At 48.8% G+C, this 18,766-nt stretch carries 10 protein-coding genes; all 10 read right to left on the reverse strand.

Features of this window, described 5'->3' with window-relative positions:
• Position 1: 1 nt before the first annotated feature.
• Positions 2–1,396 carry an APC family permease gene (locus tag FSB84_RS00280; protein WP_130543552.1) on the reverse strand — a complete coding sequence of 465 codons (1,395 nt, stop codon included), beginning with the start codon at positions 1,394–1,396 and terminating at the stop codon, positions 2–4.
• Positions 1,397–1,456: 60 nt separating this feature from the next.
• Positions 1,457–2,068 carry an OmpH family outer membrane protein gene (locus FSB84_RS00285; RefSeq protein WP_130543551.1) on the reverse strand — a complete coding sequence of 204 codons (612 nt, stop codon included), beginning with the start codon at positions 2,066–2,068 and terminating at the stop codon, positions 1,457–1,459.
• A gap of 161 nt (positions 2,069–2,229) precedes the next feature.
• Positions 2,230–6,522 (reverse strand): DNA-directed RNA polymerase subunit beta', encoded by a 4,293-nt coding sequence (gene rpoC, locus FSB84_RS00290; RefSeq protein ID WP_130543550.1) that lies wholly within the window; start codon positions 6,520–6,522, stop codon positions 2,230–2,232.
• A gap of 74 nt (positions 6,523–6,596) precedes the next feature.
• Positions 6,597–10,400 carry a DNA-directed RNA polymerase subunit beta gene (gene rpoB, locus FSB84_RS00295; RefSeq protein ID WP_130543549.1) on the reverse strand — a complete coding sequence of 1,268 codons (3,804 nt, stop codon included), beginning with the start codon at positions 10,398–10,400 and terminating at the stop codon, positions 6,597–6,599.
• A 459-nt stretch (positions 10,401–10,859) separates the two neighbouring features.
• Positions 10,860–13,160 carry a GH92 family glycosyl hydrolase gene (locus FSB84_RS00300; protein ID WP_130543548.1) on the reverse strand — a complete coding sequence of 767 codons (2,301 nt, stop codon included), beginning with the start codon at positions 13,158–13,160 and terminating at the stop codon, positions 10,860–10,862.
• 21 nt (positions 13,161–13,181) lie between these two features.
• Entirely contained in the window at positions 13,182–15,470 is a 2,289-nt protein-coding gene (locus FSB84_RS00305; RefSeq protein WP_130543547.1) for a GH92 family glycosyl hydrolase, read from the reverse strand.
• Positions 15,471–15,815: 345 nt separating this feature from the next.
• Positions 15,816–16,844, reverse strand: a complete 1,029-nt coding sequence (locus FSB84_RS00310) for a LacI family DNA-binding transcriptional regulator (protein ID WP_130543546.1) — start codon at positions 16,842–16,844, stop codon at positions 15,816–15,818.
• A 137-nt stretch (positions 16,845–16,981) separates the two neighbouring features.
• Entirely contained in the window at positions 16,982–17,353 is a 372-nt protein-coding gene (gene rplL / locus FSB84_RS00315; protein WP_130543545.1) for a 50S ribosomal protein L7/L12, read from the reverse strand.
• A 113-nt stretch (positions 17,354–17,466) separates the two neighbouring features.
• Positions 17,467–18,000 (reverse strand): 50S ribosomal protein L10, encoded by a 534-nt coding sequence (gene rplJ, locus FSB84_RS00320; protein WP_130543544.1) that lies wholly within the window; start codon positions 17,998–18,000, stop codon positions 17,467–17,469.
• Between the two features lie 55 nt (positions 18,001–18,055).
• The gene (gene rplA / locus FSB84_RS00325) at positions 18,056–18,748 is read right to left on the reverse strand and encodes a 50S ribosomal protein L1 (RefSeq protein WP_127126310.1); all 693 of its coding nucleotides are present in this window, start codon (positions 18,746–18,748) and stop codon (positions 18,056–18,058) included.
• Between the last annotated feature and the right edge of the window lie 18 nt (positions 18,749–18,766).

Consider the following 18,766-nt stretch of genomic DNA (forward strand, 5'->3'; position numbering starts at 1 on the left):
ATCAGGTTATTGACTGCTTTTTCTTAACCAGTGCAATATAATAAATCGGGATGCCAATCAGCGTGATGATCAGTCCCGGCCAGGTATAATTTGGTTTATAAATGATGAGCAGGGTACAAAATGCCACTCCCATGATGATGTAGAGGATGGGCATAACGGGGTAACCGAAGGCTTTATAGGGGCGTTCCATATCCGGGCGTTTCTTGCGAAGGATGAAGATGCCGATAATGGTGAGCATGTAAAAGAGTACCACTACAAAGGAGATCATATCCAGCAATTGTCCGTAAGAACCACTGATGCACCAGGCGCAGATCACCAGGCATTGGATCCAGAGCCCTTTTGCAGGTACAGCATTCTTGTTGAGCGTAGATGCCTGTTTGAAGAAGAGACCATCTTTGGCCATCGTATAGTATACGCGGGCGCCGGACAGGATCATACCGTTGCTGCATCCGAAAGTGCTCACCATGATCATGATGGCAATGATATAGGAACCGATGGAGCCGAAAATATTCTGCGCTGCCGCTACCGCTACCCTGTCTTTACTGGCAGATGCGATCTCATCCAAAGGCAGCACAGCAGTGTACATCACGTTGGTGCTGACATAGATGAGCGTCACAACAAAAGTGCCGAGAAAAAGACTGAGACCGATATTCCTTTTGGGGTTCTTGATCTCGCCGGCAATGAAGGTCACATTGTTCCATGCGTCTGAACTGAAGATGGATCCTACCATGGCTGCTGCAACCAGACCCAGTAATGGTGTATTGGAATCCGTGAGGCTATGCAGGTTCCAGGCATCTGTCCAGTTAGCCTTCCAGATCGCGCCATCGGCCATGATGAAACCGAAGAGGATAAGCCCGAACAGACTGAGCAGTTTCACGAGCGTAAGGGTGGTCTGAATGATCTTCCCTTCCTTTACTCCGCGCGTGTTGATATACGTTAGTAATATCGCTATACCGATTGCCAGCAGCTGTGCGGGTGAGATTTTGAAACTCCCGATCTGTATGGCAACCAGGTCTTCACTGAGTGATGGGATGAGATAGGCTGTAAATTTTGCAAAGGCCACGCAAACGGCGGCGATGGTGGCCGTTTGGATCACGGCAAAAAAGCTCCATCCATATAAAAAGCCTAACAAGGGATTGTAGGCTTCTTTAAGATAAACGTATTGACCACCAGCTTTCGGGAACATACCGCTCAATTCGCCGTAACTGAGGGCTGCTGTGAGGGTCATGAATCCGGTGATGAGCCAGACGGCGATCAGCCATCCTGCGCTGCCCACATTGCGGGTAATATCAGCGCCTACAATAAAGATACCGGAACCGATCATGGAACCTGCCACAATCATGGTGGCATCCAGCAAGCCGAGGGTTGGCTTGAATGAGGTGGTTTGTTCAGCCATAAACAGCAGTTGAGATAAGGGTTTTAGTTTTGGTGGTTGTTGCAGGAAAAAACAGGCCTGTTATGGCTTGCCTTTCTTTGCTGCATATTGAGCGTTCAGCCCTTTGATGAGATCGCCGGTTACATCGTACATCGTGTCTTTGTAGTACATCAGCAGACCGGGCTCATAAGAAAGGATAAACGCATATCCTTTGTCCTTGTTATAATCTTTCAGATAATCTTCTACTGTTTTGCGGAGCGTGGCCATGTTTTCCACCTGTGTCTTCTGCATATCCTGCTCCAGGGAGGCTTTGCGCTCGCCGAAATTACGCTGCATGGTAGCGAGCTCGTTCTGGGCTTTCAGCTGATCTGCTTCAGTAATGGCCTGGCCGAGCGACTGCATCTGGGATTGCAGCTGTTGCACACGGCGCTGGTATTGGTTATTGAGTTGATTCAATTCATTATTCATGGAAGCTTCTTTCTTCTTCATCTGCTCCAGTACGTCTTTGAAATATTCGTAGTGGTTCTGCAGTGAATCAATGTCGAAATATCCGATGCGGAAACTGTTATGCGCAGTTTTTTCAGCTTCCACAGATACCTTCTTCAGTTCCTTATTACCGTTGAAATGGAGATAGAACAAAACGCCGGTCAATACGAGGGCCAGAACACTTAAGATTGTAGAGATATTCCTCATTCAAAGCTTTTTTGCAAGATATGCTCTTGAGATAAAAGAAAATTGTTAAAAGTTTTAACACTAATGACTGTAATATAATAAAAACAAAAAGAGTAGAAAGCATTGAGCTTCCTACTCTTCGGTTATATGTACCATCAGGCATTCATCATGCGGTCCGGTAATTATTCTTCGTCATCAAAGCTCATGGCTTCGCGCGTGGTCTGGAGCAGTTCATATTCTTCCTTGCTACCTACAACCATGTTTTCGAAGTCACGGAGACCAGTACCTGCCGGGATCGGGTGACCAGTGATCACGTTCTCTTTCAGGCCGAGCATGTCATCTGTTTTACCCTGGATGGCAGCAGAGGACAGTACCTTGGTGGTTTCCTGGAACGAAGCTGCAGAGATCCAGCTTTGTGTTCCGAGTGATGCTTTGGTGATACCGAGCAGAACGGGGTGAGAAGTGGCAGGGTTTGCGTCCCTGTATTCTACCGCTTTCTTATCGTTCCTGCGGAGGAGTGAGTTCTCCTCACGGATCTCACGCAGGCTTGCGATCTGACCGGCTTTCAGCTTGGTGCTTTCACCTGCATCTGAAATCACTTTCTTGTCGAAGATCCAGTCGTTCTCTTCGATGAAGTCGAAGCGGTCTTCCAGGTCCTCTTCGAGGAAACGGGTATCGCCCGGATCCACGATCTCCACCTTCTTCATCATCTGGCGAACGATCACCTCGATATGTTTGTCGTTGATCTTCACACCTTGTAAACGGTAAACCTCCTGGATCTCATTCACAACGTACTCCTGTACAGCGAAAGGTCCTTTGATAGAGAGGATGTCACCGGGAGCGATCTGACCATCGGACAGGGCCGCACCGGCTTTGATGAAGTCACCGTCCTGAACCAGGATCTGACGGGTGAGCGGAACGAGGTATTTTTTAACAACACCGTCTTTCGCTTCGATCACGATCTCACGGTTACCACGTTTGATCACGCCGAATGAAACCACACCGTCGATTTCACAAACAACCGCAGGGTTACCCGGGTTACGAGCTTCGAAGAGTTCGGTTACACGTGGCAGACCACCCGTGATGTCACGCTGCATACGCAGTGTTCTCGGGATCTTCACCAGTACCTGACCAGCGCGTACTTCTTCGGCTTCGTCCACAATGATATGTGAGCCTACCGGCAAGTTGTACAGCTTCACGTCCTTTCCTTCAACTACGAGGGTTGGGATCTTGTTCTTATCTTTTGTTTCGATAACCACTTTCTCACGGTGACCGGTTTGTTCGTCGGCTTCTTCGCGGTAAGTGATACCATCGATAACGTTATCGAATTTGATACGACCTGCGATCTCGGCAACAACAACGTTGTTGAACGGATCCCATGTGCAGATCGGATCACCTTTCTTCAGTTGCTGTCCGTCTTTCACCAGCAGGGTTGCACCGTAAGGTACGTTGTTGGTGATCAGGAGACGGTCGTTCTTCACATCCATGATACGGATCTCACCGGTACGGCCGATTACGATCTGGATCTTTTCGCCTTCGTTGTTTTCGGTTGTTACTGTACGTAAGCCATCGAACTGAACAGTACCGTCGAATTTGGCGGGAAGTGAAGATTCGATTGAAGCGGAGCCCGCAACACCACCCACGTGGAAGGTACGGAGGGTAAGCTGTGTACCAGGCTCACCGATTGACTGCGCAGCGATGATACCTACGGCGTCACCTTTCTGTGCAATGTTTCCGGTTGCGAGGTTCTTACCGTAACATTTCACGCACACCCCTCTGCGGCTTTCGCAGGTGAGTACAGAGCGGATCTCTACGGTTTCGATACCAGCTTCTTCGATCTCCTTACCAATGAGCTCGGTGATCTGAGAACCACCGGCAACGATGAGTTTCTCAGTGCCTGGGTTGTATACATCGTGGAGCGAAGTACGTCCGATGATACGATCGTACAGTGGCTCTACTACTTCTTCATTGTCTTTCAGCGCACTGGTAGCAATACCACGCAATGTTCCGCAATCCTCTTCGGTGATCACCACATCCTGTGCAACGTCTACGAGACGACGTGTGAGGTAACCGGCATCGGCCGTTTTAAGGGCGGTATCCGCCAGACCTTTACGCGCACCGTGGGTAGAGATGAAGTAGTCCAATACGTTCAGACCGCCCTTGAAGTTGGAGAGGATCGGGTTTTCGATGATCTCACTTCCGGATGAACCTGATTTTCTTGGCTTCGCCATCAAACCTCTGATACCGCAAAGCTGTTTGATCTGCTGTTTGGAACCACGCGCACCGGAATCAAGCATCATGTAAACTGAGTTGAAACCTTGTTTATCGGTTGCCAGCTCACGGATGAGCGTCTCAGTGATGCGGGTATCCACGCGGGACCAGATATCTACTATCTGGTTGTAACGTTCGTTGTTGGTGATCAGACCGAGGTTATAGTTGTCCCATACTTCATCAACCTCACCTTTCGCATTATCCAGCACTTCTTCTTTGATTGAAGGAATGATCAGGTCATTGATAGAGAATGACAGACCACCCTGGAAGGCAGTACGGAAACCGAGCTGCTTGATATCATCCAGGAACTTCGCTGTTTTAGGAACGTTGGTAATGGTGATGATGTCACCAATGATCTCACGAAGAGATTTCTTGGTGAGCAGGGCATTGATATAACCAACCTCTTTAGGAACGAACTGGTTGAACAGTACGCGGCCTACAGTGGTTTCGATCAGTTTTCTTTTCAGGGATCCGTCATCCATACGAACATCGGCTTTCACCTTGATGTAGGCATGCAGTTCAACAGAGCCTTCGTTGTGAGCGATGATCACTTCTTCAGCGCTGTAGAATGCTTTTCCTTCGCCGCGGATCTTTTCAGTGTCGGTTGATCTCTTACCTTTTGTGATATAGTAGAGACCGAGTACCATGTCCTGTGAAGGCAGGGTCATCGGAGCACCGTTCTGCGGGTTGAGGATGTTGTGTGAAGACAGCATCAGCAGTTGGGCTTCCAGTACAGCGGCATTGCTCAACGGAACGTGAACCGCCATCTGGTCACCGTCGAAGTCGGCGTTGAACGCAGAACACACGAGCGGGTGCAACTGGATCGCTTTACCTTCGATCAGTTTGGGCTGGAAGGCCTGGATAGACAACCTGTGCAGTGTTGGGGCACGGTTGAGCATCACGGGGTGACCTTTCAGGATGTTCTCGAGGATATCCCAAACAACAGCTTCCTTGCGGTCTACCAGTTTACGGGCAGATTTCACTGTTTTTACGATACCTCTTTCAATCAGTTTGCGGATGATGAATGGTTTGAACAATTCAGCAGCCATATCTTTCGGCAGACCGCACTCGTGGAGTTTCAGCTCAGGGCCTACCACGATCACAGAACGACCGGAATAGTCAACACGTTTACCCAACAGGTTCTGACGGAAACGACCTTGTTTACCTTTCAGTACATCGGAGAGTGATTTCAGTGCGCGACCACCTTCAGCTTTCACCGCATTTGATTTACGGCTGTTGTCGAACAGTGAGTCAACGGCTTCCTGCAGCATACGTTTTTCGTTACGCAGGATCACCTCAGGCGCCTTGATCTCCAACAGTCTTTTCAGACGGTTGTTACGAATGATCACACGACGGTAGAGATCGTTCAGGTCAGAAGATGCGAAACGGCCGCCATCCAGGGGAACCAGCGGACGAAGCTCCGGTGGGATCACAGGGATGTACTGCATTACCATCCACTCGGGGCGATTGGTGATGCGGCCATTTGCTTCACGGAAAGCTTCCACCACGCTCAGACGCTTGAGGGCATCTGCTTTACGTTGCTGTGAAGTTTCAGTGGCAGCAGCATTGCGGAGATCGAATGACAGGGTATCCAGTTCGATACGACCGAGCAGATCGTGAACGGCTTCCGCACCCATCTTGGCAATGAATTTCTGAGGGTCTTCATCAGGCAGATACTGGTTCTCTTTGGGGAGGTTCTCCAGGATCTCCAGGTATTCTTCTTCAGTGAGCAGGTCGCCAGTCTTGAGGCCGCGGTCTTCGCGGATACCAGCCTGGATCACTACAAACCTTTCATAGTAAACGATGGTCTCCAGTTTCTTGGAGCTTACGCCCAGCAGATAACCGATCTTGTTGGGAAGGCTCTTGAAATACCAGATATGAACAACAGGCACTACCAGCTTGATATGGCCCATGCGCTCGCGGCGGACTTTCTTCTCGGTTACTTCCACACCGCAACGGTCACAGACAATGCCTTTATAACGGATACGCTTATACTTACCGCAGGCGCACTCGTAATCCTTTACAGGTCCGAAGATGCGTTCGCAGAACAAACCATCACGTTCAGGTTTGTAAGTACGGTAGTTGATGGTCTCAGGCTTCAGCACTTCGCCATAACTGCGCTCCAGGATGGAGTCAGGGGAAGCCAGACCGATGGTGATCTTAGAAAACGTGGCTTTGGGACGATTATCTTTTTTGATAGCCATATTATAGTTTTCAGTTTCTTTTTAAAAATTACAAATTCAACGCACACACGGGGGTTATCGTGTAACCGGCACTGTTACTCGAATTTCAGATCGAGACCCAGACCTCTCAACTCGTGTACCAACACGTTGAAGGATTCAGGGATACCAGCCCTCGGGATATTATCACCTTTCACGATCGCTTCATAAGTTTTCGCACGGCCGATGATATCGTCAGACTTGATGGTTAACAGTTCCTGGAGGATATTGGATGCACCGTAAGCTTCAAGTGCCCAAACTTCCATCTCACCGAAACGCTGACCACCGAACTGGGCTTTACCACCAAGCGGCTGTTGCGTGATGAGAGAGTATGGTCCGATGCTACGTGCGTGCATTTTATCGTCCACCATGTGGTGCAGCTTGATCATGTAGATCACACCCACGGTTGCTTTCTGGTGGAAGCGCTCGCCGGTTTCGCCATCGTGCAGGTAGGTATGGCCGAAAGTTGGCAGACCAGCCTTATCGATGTTCTGTGCGATCTCTTCTACAGTAGCACCGTCGAAGATCGGAGTAGCGAATTTCACACCCAGTTTCAGACCAGCCCATCCCAGTACAGTTTCATAGATCTGTCCGAGGTTCATACGGGAAGGTACACCCAATGGGTTCAGAACGATGTCTACCGGTGTACCATCAGCGAGGAACGGCATGTCTTCTGCACGCACGATCTTGGCTACGATACCTTTGTTACCGTGACGGCCCGCCATTTTATCACCCACTTTCAGCTTACGCTTAACAGCGAGGTATACTTTCGCGAGTTTCAGTACGCCAGCTGGTAACTCGTCACCGATAGAGATGTTGAATTTCTCTCTCTTGTAACGTCCGAGCTCTTCGTTGAATTTGATATTGTAGTTGTGGAGCAGGATGTTGATCTGATCATCGATGCCGTTATCACCAGTCCAACCCAGCGGATTCACATTCTGATAGTCGATACCACCGAGGTTCTTTGGATTGAATTTGGCTCCTTTGCCGATCAGCACCTCACCGAAGTTGTTGTTTACACCCATGCTGGCCTTGTCTTTCAACAGGGATTGCAGTTTGTTCATCAACAGTTCCTTCAGTTCTTCCACATTCTTTTCGTGGATCTTTTCCAGTTTCTCCAGGGAAGCTTTCTCGCGGATCTTCGCGTTCTTGTCTTTCTTGGCGCGTTGGAAAAGTTTCTTACCGATCACCACACCTTCCACACCGTTGGGTGCTTTCAGAGAAGCGTCTTTTGCATCACCGGCTTTGTCGCCGAAGATGGCGCGGAGCAGTTTCTCTTCAGGGGTAGGATCGCTCTCTCCTTTCGGAGTGATCTTACCGATCAGGATATCTCCTTCTTTAATAGCAGCACCCAGACGGATGATACCGTTTTCGTCGAGGTCTTTGGTAGCCTCTTCAGAAACGTTGGGGATATCCGGAGTCAGTTCTTCTTCACCGAGTTTGGTATCGCGAACTTCCAGTTCGTACTCAGAGATGTGGATAGAAGTGAAGAGGTCTTCACGGGCCACACGCTCATTGATTACGATGGCATCCTCGAAGTTGTAACCTTTCCATGGCATGAAGGCCACCTGCAGGTTACGTCCGAGCGCCAGTTCACCGGCCTGTACCGCATAACCTTCAGTGAGGAAGTCGCCTTTTTTCATGCGCTGTCCTTTCTTAACGGAAGGTTTGTGGTTGATGCAGGTTTCCTGGTTGGTCTTGATGAACTTGGTGAGTTTATAAATCCTGAGATCATCTTCGAAGCTTACCAGACGGTCAGCTTCAGTACGATCGTAACGGATGTGAATTTCGCTTCCGTCTACATATTCTACCACACCATCACCTTCAGCAAGGATCTGAACACGTGCATCACGGGCAGCTTTTCCTTCCAGGCCTGTACCCACGATGGGGTTTTCAGGGCGGATCAGGGGAACGGCCTGACGTTGCATGTTCGATCCCATCAGGGCACGGTTGGCGTCATCGTGCTCGAGGAACGGAATGAGAGAAGCGGAGAGACCCACGATCTGGTTGGGGGCTACATCCATGAACTCTACTTCCTGTTTATCGAGGATCGGGAAGTCACCTGTTTGACGGGAAGCTACTTTCTCTTCAGCGAACACGCCTTTCTCATCCAATGGCGCAGAAGCCTGGGCGATCTTGGCGATATCTTCTTCTTCAGCAGAGAGGAAAGTGAGTTTCTTCAGGTCTACTTTACCGTTATCCACTTTGTGGTAAGGTGTTTCGATGAAGCCCATCTCATTGATCTTCGCGTGAACGCAAAGAGTGGAGATCAGACCGATGTTCGGTCCTTCCGGAGTTTCGATGGTACAGAGACGGCCGTAGTGGCTGTAGTGTACGTCACGAACCTCAAAGCCGGCGCGCTCACGGCTCAGACCACCTGGTCCGAGTGCGGAGATACGACGTTTGTGCGTGATCTCAGAAAGCGGGTTGGTCTGATCGAGGAACTGGGAGAGCTGTGATGTTCCGAAGAAGGAGTTGATCACGGAGCTCAGGGTCCTTGCATTGATCAGGTCAACGGGCGTGAACACCTCATTGTCGCGCACGTTCATACGTTCGCGGATGGTACGGGCCATACGGGCCAGACCAACACCGAACTGAGCGTAGAGTTGCTCCCCTACTGTACGAACACGGCGGTTAGACAGGTGATCGATATCATCGATCTCGGCCTTACCGTTGGTGAGGCGAACGAGGTACTTGATGATCTCGATGATATCTTCCTTCGTCAGCGTCTTCTGGTCAAGCGGCTGGCTCAGGTTCAACTTGCGATTGATCTTGTAGCGGCCTACTTCACCGAGGTCATAACGTTTGTCAGAGAAGAAGAGTTTGTCGATGATACCACGGGCGGTTTCGTCGTCCGGTGCATCAGCGCCGCGCAACTGGCGGTAGATATGTTGAACAGCTTCCAGCTCTGAGTTGGAAGTGTCTTTGTTCAGGGTATTGTAGATGATAGCGTAGTCACCACCCACGTCTTCTTTCTGGATGAATACGGATTTCACATCCATATCGGCAATATTTTCGATGGCTTCATCGTCGAGAACGGTATCGCGCTCGAGAACCACTTCATTACGCTCGATGGACACTACTTCACCAGTATCTTCGTCCACAAAGTCTTCCACCCATGTTCTGAGTACGCGGGCAGCAAGGCGCCTTCCAACATACTTGGCGAGAGACTTTCTGTCGCCCTTCACTTCATCGGCCATGCCGAAGAGCTCGAGGATGTCCTTATCGGTTTCATAACCGATAGAACGCAACAGGGTAGTTACGGGGAATTTCTTTTTACGGTCGATGTACGCATACATCACGTTGTTGATATCGGTGGCAAACTCCATCCATGCTCCTTTGAAAGGGATCACGCGGGCAGAGTAGATCTTGGTGCCGTTGGGGTGGATGGACTGCCCGAAGAATACACCGGGTGAACGGTGCAACTGGGAAACCACCACACGCTCAGCTCCGTTGATCACGAATGTACCGCGGGGCGTCATGTAGGGAATATTGCCAAGGAATACGTCTTGCACGATGGTTTGGAAATCCACGTGCTCTTCATCATTACAGCTCAAACGCAGCTTCGCCTTGAGGGGAACGGCGTAGGTCAATCCACGCTCCATACACTCTTCGATGGTGTAACGGGGCGGATCAATGAAATAATCCAGGAACTCCAGCACGAAGATGTTGCGGGTGTCTGTAATAGGAAAGTTTTCCTTGAACACCTTGAACAGACCTTCGATATTACGCTTGTCCGGAGTGGTCTCTAACTGGAAAAATTCTTTGAAAGATTGAATCTGTACTTCGAGGAGGTCAGGAGCTTCAGCTAAGTTTTTGATCTTACCGAAGTTGATCCTGCTTTGCAATTTTGTTGAAGACATATTGATTAAAACCGGTTTTTAGTTGTTCGAACGTCAAAAATCGTCTATAGACAAAAAAATTACAGGAGAACTTACAGGTTCTCAGTGCACTGAAAATGAGGCAGTTATGTGAAAATGGCCATGTAATTCAACGTACCTCTACTAATTAGTTTATGAAAATGGACGGCAAAGGTATGAAATATGCGTTCAAAAAACAAGAAAATTGTTTCTAGCAAAATTCAGACCGAATTTAAGGGAAAATGGGCAGATTTCCAGCGCTGCCTCTACCTGCAAAATGAGGAAAAATTGAAGTACCCGGACCGGTCTTCCGGTTGTCTGACGGGTGAGCAACAAAAATAAGGTATTGGCACCCCGGTTCAGTAAAAAGTATTGACGAACAGGATTGAAAAGTTAGTGAAATAAGCGTTTGCATATGTGAAACAGGGTACAGCCAGCCGCTCACCTCCCGGCGAGTGGCAACTATTTCTTCGCCGGCTTCGGCCCCATCACAAATCCCAGGGTACCGCCATTGAGGATCTCCTCATGTTTCAAAAATAACCGGTTCAGTGGTTTGCCGTTCAATGTCAGGTGCTGTACGTACACATTCTTATCGCTATTGTTCTTAACTTCTATCGTAAACATTTTTCCATTCTCCAGTTGAATGCTTGCCCCATCAACAGACGGACTGCCGATCGCATATTCATCGGAACCGGGCGCTACCGGATAAAAGCCCAGGGCTGTAAAAATATACCAGGCGCTCATCTGTCCGCAATCATCATTTCCACCCAGACCATCGGGCGTTGGTCTGAACTGTTTCTTCAGGATCATACGCACACGCTCCTGGGTCTTCCAGGGCTGATCGGTCCAGTTGTAGAGATAAGGCACATGATGGCTGGGCTCGTTGCCATGCACATAATTTCCGATGATGCCATCACGGGTAATATCTTCAGTTTCGGCAAAATACTTATCGGGCAGGTGCATGGTGAAAAGTGAGTCAAGGTGGGCAGTGAATGGTTTCTTCCCTCCCATCATCTCTATCATTTCTGTGGGTGCATGCGGAACATACAGACTATAGTTCCAGGCATTGCCTTCGATGAATCCCTGGTTATGGGTGCTGAGCACATCGAATTCTTTACGGAAAGTTCCATCACTCATTTTCGGTCTCATATAACCGATACTCGCATCGTATACATTCTTCCAGTATGCAGAGCGATGAATGAACTCTTCGTAAACATCATTTCTTCCAAGCTTCTTTGCCATCTGGGCGATGCACCAGTCGTCATACGCATATTCAAGTGTTTTTGACACTGATGAACCACTCTTGTCTTCCGGAACGTAACCGAGTTTCATGTAATGGTTCAGTCCTTCGAACCAGCCATTGCGGGCGGAGGTAACGCAGGCGTCGAGGGCTTTGCTGGCATCAAAGCCGGCATTCCCTTTGATCACAGCATCGGCAATTACACTCACACTGTGATATCCAATCATACACCAGTTCTCATTGGCGTAATGGCTCCATACCGGCAGCATATGATGCACGCTCTGATCGTAATGGGCCATCATGCTCTGCACCATATCTGCATTACGTTTGGGCTGCAGCACATTGAAGAGCGGGTGTAAAGCGCGATAGGTATCCCAGAGACTGAAAATTGTGTAGTTGGTGAAACCATCGGCCTGATGGATATTCTGATCGAGGCCGCGATACTGTCCGTCTGCATCAGTGTAAGTGATCGGGCTGAGAAAGGAATGATATACGGAAGTGTAGAAGTTCTCTTTTTCATCGCGACTACCGGACTGCACCACTACCCTGTTCAGTTCTTTGTTCCACTGATCCTGCGCCTGTTTTTTCACCTGGTTGAAATCCCAGCCGGGAGCTTCAGCACGCAGGTTGCGAAGGGCGCCATCAGTGCTCACAGAAGAAAGCGCGAATTTGATCATGATCTTCTCGCCTTCTTCTGTTTTGAAATCGAAATAAGCGCGGATCTGTTTTCCGGCAAACTCAGGAAAGTTCTTCGTTTGATCGAATTTGCCCCAGAAACCGCGATATACCTGACTCTTATCGAACTTCTTATTCCCGTATTGATAAAAAGGCTTGCTGAAGGCCATCGCGAAGTACACAGTGCGCGTTCTGCCCCATCCATTCGTTTGACGATAACCGGTTACCAGGGTATCATTCTCGATGCGAACGAATGTCCAGGTATTCTTATCGTCATAATTATAGATACCATACATCAGGTCCAGGATGATATGGCTCTGATCTGATTTTGGAAAACTGTACTGATGGAATCCTACCCTGTTGGTAGCCGTTAGTTCAGCAGTGATATTGTAATCATCGAGCCTTACTTTGTAATATCCGGCTTCTGCCAGCTCATTGCTGTGCGAGAACGAAGAGCGGAACCCGCTTCGCGGCTGATGGGCCTGACCGGGATTGAGCTTCAGTTCGCCCACGGTGGGCATCACCAGGAAATCCCCGAGATCGGAATGGCCGGTACCGCTGAAGTGGGTATGACTGAATCCAACAATCGTCTTATCGTCGTACTGGTAGCCTGCGCAATATTTGTACACATCCTTATTGTACTTTCCATTCATTTCATATGGAAGGGTATCGGTATCCGGACTGAGCTGCACCATACCGAATGGCACGGTAGCGCCGGGATAGGTATGTCCCATTCTTTGTGTGCCGATGATGGGCTTCACATATTGCACCAGGTTTTCAGGTGCCGTCTGCGCGGCGGCACGCAGGCCGGGAACGATCAGTAACAGGCAAGGCAGGAATTTTTTCATACGAACGCTGGAAGTGATTGGCTATTTGGAAAATGAAAAAGGGAAATCGTTCTTATTGGCGCCCCGCTGTTTGTTGGGCACAGGACTCATATTGAATTCAAGTATTCCTCCTTTCATCAACTCAAAATGATCCAGGTAGTTCTTCGTATGTACTTTACCGTTCAATCGGAGTTGTTGCACATATTTATTGGCAGCGCTGTTGTTGGGCGCATTCACCTGCAAAGTTTTTCCATTTTCCAGGGTGATGGTCATTTTCTTGAAGAGCGGGGTGCCGAGCACGTATTCGGTGGTACCCGGACAAACAGGATAGAATCCCATGGCAGAGAAAATGTACCAGGCTGAGGTCTGGCCATTGTCTTCATCGCCACAATACCCATCGGGTGTAGGCTTATAGAGTTGCGCCATCACATTGCGGACATGCGCCTGTGTTTTCCAGGGCTGTCCTGCATAATTGTAGAGATAGATCATATGCTGGATGGGCTGGTTGCCGTGCGCATATTGTCCCATGTTCATGATCTGCATTTCGCGGATCTCGTGGATCACGCTGCCGTAGTAGCTTTCATCGAAAATCGGAGGAAGATTGAAAACGGAGTCCAGCATCTTCACAAACATCGCGTCTCCACCCATGAGGTCTTTCAATCCTTTTACATCGTGGAATACGCTCCAGGAATAATGCCAGCTATTGCCTTCGGTGAAAGCATCACCCCATTTGAACGGGTTGAAAGGTTTCTGGAAATTACCATCCTTGTTCTTGCCGCGCATCAGTTTTGTTTCGGGATCGAAAAGGTTACGGAAATTCTGTGAACGTTTGGCATAGAGATCGATCTCGGCCTGCGGGCGTTTCAGCAGTTTTGCCAGTTGGTAGATGGTGAAATCATCGTAAGCATATTCCAGGGTGCGGGCTGCGTTCTCATTGATGTTTACATCGTAGGGAACATAGCCGAGCTCATTGTAGTATTTCACTCCGGCCCTTCCCACTGCAGTGAGCGGGCCTTCATTGTTGGCGCCATGCAGTAAAGCTTCATACAACGTTTCGATATCATAGCCGCGCAATCCTTTGATATAGGCATCAGCCACCACCGATGCGGAGTTGTTGCCCACCATCACGTTGCGTAGCCCGGGACTGCTCCATTCAGGGAGCCAGCCGCCTTCTTTGTAATCGTTCACGAGGCCTTGCTGCATTTCCTTATTGATCTCCGGAAAGAGGAGGTTCAGCAAAGGATAGAGTGCGCGGAATGTGTCCCAGAAGCCAGTGCCCGCAAACATATGACCTGGCAAAACCTGTCCATTGTACGGACTGTAATGCACCATCTTGTTGGAAGCATCGAACTCGTAATGTTTTTGCGGGAATTGAACGGTGCGGTACAGGCAGGAATAAAAAGTTTGTGTTTGTTCTTCCGTTCCGCCTTCCACTTTGATGCGCCCCAACACTTTGTTCCAGGCTTGTTTGCCTTTCTGCATGGTGGTCTCGAAACTTGCATTGCCGATTTCACGCTGCAGATTCAGTTCCGCCTGCTCAGCACTGATAAAACTGCTGGCAACACGCAGGTTCACTTTTTCACCGCGCTTGGTTTTGAAACCTACGATCGCTCCTGCATGTGCATTGGTCACCTGCAGGGAATCCTGCACCAGTTTTGTGCCATTGGTGGTATAGGTAATGGTGAAGGGTTTATCGAAATGTATAACGAAGTAGTTCTTAAAGTTAGCCGGGACGCCACCGCTGTTGCGGGTAGTGTAGCCCGTTATCTTTCGTTCTGCCGGATGGATCTGAATGGAGGAACCCCTGTCGAATGCGTCCACTACTACAAAAGAGCTGTCGGTCTCCGGGAAGGTGAAACGGAATTGCGCGGCTCGTTCTGTGGGTGTGAGCTCCGCTGTTACATCTGCATCGGCGAGGTACACACTGTAATAGTAAGGTTTGGCAATCTCGGTTTTGTGCGAGAACCAGCTGGCTCGTTTTTCCTGGTCGAATTTGAGCGAACCGGTCACGGGCATGATGGCAAACTGGCCATAGTCATTCATCCAGGGAGAAGGCTGGTGTGTTTGTTTGAAACCGCGGATCTTGTCTGATGCATAGGTGTAAGCCCATCCATCCCCCATCTTTCCTGTCTGGGGCATCCAGGCATTCATTCCCCAGGGGAGAACGATACTGGGATAGGTATTTCCGTTAGAGAGGCTTGGTTTGGAATCGGTGCCCATCAGCGGGTTCACCCATTCAACGGGATCGTAGACTTTTGCAGAGGCCTGGGGCTGGGCCTGCATACCAGTGCGGGCAAGCAGTGGCAGGAATAACAGAGCTAATTTCTTCATATCAATCATTTAACACACAAGGGAAAATTGTGATCAACTGAAAAGCCGGATCGGTTCTGTTTCACACCCTGGTCCGGCATACTTCAAAAAACAAGACGGTTTATTGAAATGATTTATTTGTATCGATAGGCTCTAACCTGCTTCACTGAACTGCAATAATACTATATTTCATTACTCGCTGCACCAATTGTTTTCAGCGCTTTTGCAGTTCTCCTTCATTACATATCGAAAAGCAATATATACCGGCTGCTAAATCGTTTTAGCATCAGCCTTCAATATTACGCAAGTATTGCGGGATGACAAAAAAGAAATCGGGAAGCGGGCGGCCGCAACTGGGAGATGGTATCAGATCTTTTGCGTGGATTCTCTCGGCACGAAGGTAGCATCCAGCCGGAGCTGATTTTTGGTTGCTGCTCCCCTGTTCTTTCCAAGCTGGTCCATCAGCAGGTGCACGGCCCTTCTGCCCATTTCTTCAACAGGCTGCTGTACTACCGAGATATCCGGGATATAAAGACGGAAGATATCGTGATCATCGAAGCAGACCACGGCCAGCTCTTCAGGGATGCGGATCTTTTGTTCACGAAGGCATTCCAGGCCGAGTATACCGAGATAATTGGTAGCGAAGAAAACGGCATCTGGTTTATTATTCTTCAGGAAACGGGCGATGAGTTTTTTCTTTTCCTCGCGGGACGCGGTTGGATCGATGGAGAGTATATTCTTTTTACTTTTCGTTTTTTGCGTGGAGGATTTGCTGAGTGCATCATTGTATGCATCTTCCCTTTCCTGCATCTGGTTGAGGGCAAGATCTACAGTGATGAATGCGATCCTTTCATAGCCCTGCTGAATGAGGTGTTGCATGGCTGACGTAACGCCACCATAATTGTTCACCAGTACATGAGGCACATCCACCTCGGGAAAGTAGCGGTCCATCAATACCACAGGTTTGTGCTGCAACTGCAGTTTGATGATATCCGTTTCCATCCCCAGCGTGGGCGTGATGAGAAATCCATCCACCTGGCGTTGTGCCAGCATGCGAAGAAGGGCCTGTCCTTTCTTGTTATCATTCTCGGTGGAACAATACACCACGCGATAACCGAATTTCTCCGCCTCGTCTTCGATGGTCTTTGCCAGGAGCGCGAAAAAATTATTGGAGATATCCTCCACCAGCAGTCCAAGGATCTTGGTCTGGCCGGTGCGGAGGCTCACAGCAATCTGGTTGGGCTGATAGCCGAGCTTGTTTGCAGTAGCGAGAACTTTCTTTTTGAGCGCTTCACTGATGCGCATTTCACTTGCCTTACCATTTAGAATAAAGCTGACGGTGGAAGTTGATACACCGGTGATTTCTGCAATATCTTTCAGTGAGACTTTTTTCATAATACTTAGGGAGGACCAATATACAATAAACCCGGCTGAATTTTGACATCATATCGGTGGCACCGCTAAAAAACGGTGCAGTAACAAGAAAGCCCCGGGGTTACCGGGGCTTTGAAAGTAATATGCTTTTGCAAAGATTACTTGATCTCTACTTCAGCGCCAGCTTCTTTCAGCTTAGCAGCGAGAGTTTCAGCGTCAGCTTTGCTGATACCTTCTTTAACGGGTTTTGGAGCGCCGTCAACCAGGTCTTTCGCTTCTTTCAGACCGAGACCAGTCAGATCTTTAACGATCTTAACTACGTTCAGTTTGTTAGCGCCACCGCTTTTCAGGATAACATCGAAAGCGGTTTTTTCTTCAGCAGCAGGTGCAGCAGCAGCTGGACCAGCAACAGCTACAGCAGCAGCTGCAGGCTCGATGCCATACTCTTCTTTCAGGATCTTTGCGAGTTCGTTTACTTCTTTTACAGTCAGGCTAACCAACTGCTCAGCGAATGCTTTTAAATCTGCCATAATTTGTCAAATTTTTCCCGCCTTCATTGCCTGCGCTCCGGCGGGAGGTTTAAAAAAATTTGTGAATATAACTCTTCAGGCGTGAGTTAATAAGTTGAAATAATACTTCCTGATTACTGTGCTCTTTCTTCGAGTGCTTTCACCAAACCAGCCAGTTTGTTGCCGGCGTTCAGGCCGCTGATAACATTCTTGGCAGGAGACTGGAGCATACCGATGATATCTCCGATGAGGTCGTTCTTGCTCTTCAGGGTAGTCAGTACTTTCAGTTGTTCGTCGCCGGCGAATACGTCGCCATCGATGAAGGCAGCTTTCAGTACAGGCTTGTTGAAGTCTTTTGGACCTTTAGCGCGGAAGTCAGAGATGATCAGTGCTGGTTCTTTCGCGTTCTCAGAGAACATGATGGCAGTAACCCCGTTGAGGGAGTCAAACATACCGGAGAAACGGCTGGAGTCCAGGCTTTCGAGGGCTTTGCGGATCAAGGTGTTCTTAGCCACTTTCATTTCAACATTCTTGTCGAAGCAAATGCGACGGAGTTTACCAACCTGCTCTACAGTGAGGCTCTCTGTATTGGTGATATAGAAATTGTTGTACTGGGAAAATTTTCCCTTCAGTACTTCAATCACTTCATTTTTTTCTTGCTTGTTCATAACGCAAATTTTTTAATGATTTCGCAGACAGCGGAACTGCCTATGCGTTATCTTTTTAGTTGATCAATGATTTTGTGTCTACAGCAATACCGGGGCTCATGGAGCTGGCCATGAACACGCTCTTCAGGTAAGTACCTTTAGCAGAAGAGGGCTTTGCCTTCAGAAGCGCGTTGATCAGTTCAGTACCGTTCTCAGCGATCTTTTCCGGAGTGAAGCTCACGCGGCCGATGGAAGCGTGAACGATACCGGCTTTGTCAACCTTGAACGCGATCTTACCGCCTTTCACTTCAGTTACTGCTGCGGCCACATCATTGGTAACAGTTCCGGTCTTAGGGTTAGGCATCAGGTTACGGGGACCGAGGATCTTACCCAGTTTACCGATCTTAGGCATTACGGCAGGAGTTGCAACGATAACATCGATATCAACCCATCCGCCTTCGATCTTTTGTACAAATTCATCCAGACCTACGTAGTCAGCGCCTGCTGCTTTTGCATCAGCTTCTTTATCAGGAGTGCAAAGAACCAGTACTCTTTTGGTTTTACCGGTACCGTGGGGCAGGGTTACTGTTCCGCGGATAGCCTGGTCAGCCTTCTTGGGGTCAACGCCCAGACGGATATGCAGATCAACAGAAGCGTCGAACTTGGTTGTGTTTACATCCTTCACCAGTGAAGAAGCTTCCTTCAGTGAGTATATTTTATTTTTGTCGAGCTTGGTGTCAGCTACTTTTCTTTTTTTAGCGATTGCCATTGTAATTCAGTTTTAGTA

It is taken from the genome of Pseudobacter ginsenosidimutans, from assembly GCF_007970185.1.
Taxonomy (GTDB): Bacteria; Bacteroidota; Bacteroidia; order Chitinophagales; family Chitinophagaceae; genus Pseudobacter; species Pseudobacter ginsenosidimutans.

What these genes read in the sequence shown, in the direction of transcription:
- rpoC (WP_130543550.1), bottom strand. Translation starts at nt 6,522, where the DNA reads ATGGCTATCAAAAAAGATAATCGTCCCAAAGCCACGTTTTCTAAGATC.
- FSB84_RS00280 (WP_130543552.1), bottom strand. Translation starts at nt 1,396, where the DNA reads ATGGCTGAACAAACCACCTCATTCAAGCCAACCCTCGGCTTGCTGGAT.
- FSB84_RS00285 (WP_130543551.1), bottom strand. Translation starts at nt 2,068, where the DNA reads ATGAGGAATATCTCTACAATCTTAAGTGTTCTGGCCCTCGTATTGACC.
- FSB84_RS00310 (WP_130543546.1), bottom strand. Translation starts at nt 16,844, where the DNA reads ATGAAAAAAGTCTCACTGAAAGATATTGCAGAAATCACCGGTGTATCA.
- rpoB (WP_130543549.1), bottom strand. Translation starts at nt 10,400, where the DNA reads ATGTCTTCAACAAAATTGCAAAGCAGGATCAACTTCGGTAAGATCAAA.
- rplA (WP_127126310.1), bottom strand. Translation starts at nt 18,748, where the DNA reads ATGGCAATCGCTAAAAAAAGAAAAGTAGCTGACACCAAGCTCGACAAA.
- rplJ (WP_130543544.1), bottom strand. Translation starts at nt 18,000, where the DNA reads ATGAACAAGCAAGAAAAAAATGAAGTGATTGAAGTACTGAAGGGAAAA.
- FSB84_RS00305 (WP_130543547.1), bottom strand. Translation starts at nt 15,470, where the DNA reads ATGAAGAAATTAGCTCTGTTATTCCTGCCACTGCTTGCCCGCACTGGT.
- rplL (WP_130543545.1), bottom strand. Translation starts at nt 17,353, where the DNA reads ATGGCAGATTTAAAAGCATTCGCTGAGCAGTTGGTTAGCCTGACTGTA.
- FSB84_RS00300 (WP_130543548.1), bottom strand. Translation starts at nt 13,160, where the DNA reads ATGAAAAAATTCCTGCCTTGCCTGTTACTGATCGTTCCCGGCCTGCGT.